We start from the raw sequence: 437 nt of genomic DNA, 5'->3' as shown, positions 1-437 counted from the left end.
GATCGGGTTTCCCCTCCGCCTGCTCGCGCGCGAAATCTTCGATCGCATCGTTGCCATCAAGGGCAAGGCCGCCTGCGCGCTGATCACCGGCGAGGAGAAGCTCGGCACCGACGATGCACGCTATCTCGTCTGCACGGTCGAGGCGATGCCGATGCAGCGGGAGGTGGCGTTCCTCGCCGTCGACGAGATCCAGCTCGCCGCCGACCACGAGCGCGGGCACGTCTTCACCGATCGGCTGCTGCATGCCCGCGGCACCGAGGAGACGATGTTCTTGGGCTCCGACACGATCCGGCCGATCCTGCGCCGGCTGGTGCCGGAAGCCGAGACCATCAGTCGGCCGCGGTTCTCGGTCCTGTCCTTCGCCGGCGACAGCAAGCTGCACCGGCTGCCGCGGCGCAGCGTGATCGTCGCCTTCTCCGCGGCCGAGGTCTACACCC

At 68.6% G+C, this 437-nt stretch carries 1 protein-coding gene; it reads left to right on the top strand.

All coding sequences use genetic code 11. The features are described from left to right. Nucleotides 1–437: DEAD/DEAH box helicase family protein (locus M3205_RS25280; protein ID WP_463674824.1), on the top strand; the 437-nt coding region annotated here is incomplete at both ends.

This window comes from Cytobacillus firmus (genome assembly GCF_023715565.1).
In the GTDB taxonomy this organism is placed as follows: domain Bacteria; phylum Bacillota; class Bacilli; order Bacillales; family Cytobacillaceae; genus Cytobacillus; species Cytobacillus firmus_C.
The sequence above is the reverse complement of the archived record's forward strand: the minus strand, read 5'-3'. Positions and strand labels throughout refer to the sequence as shown.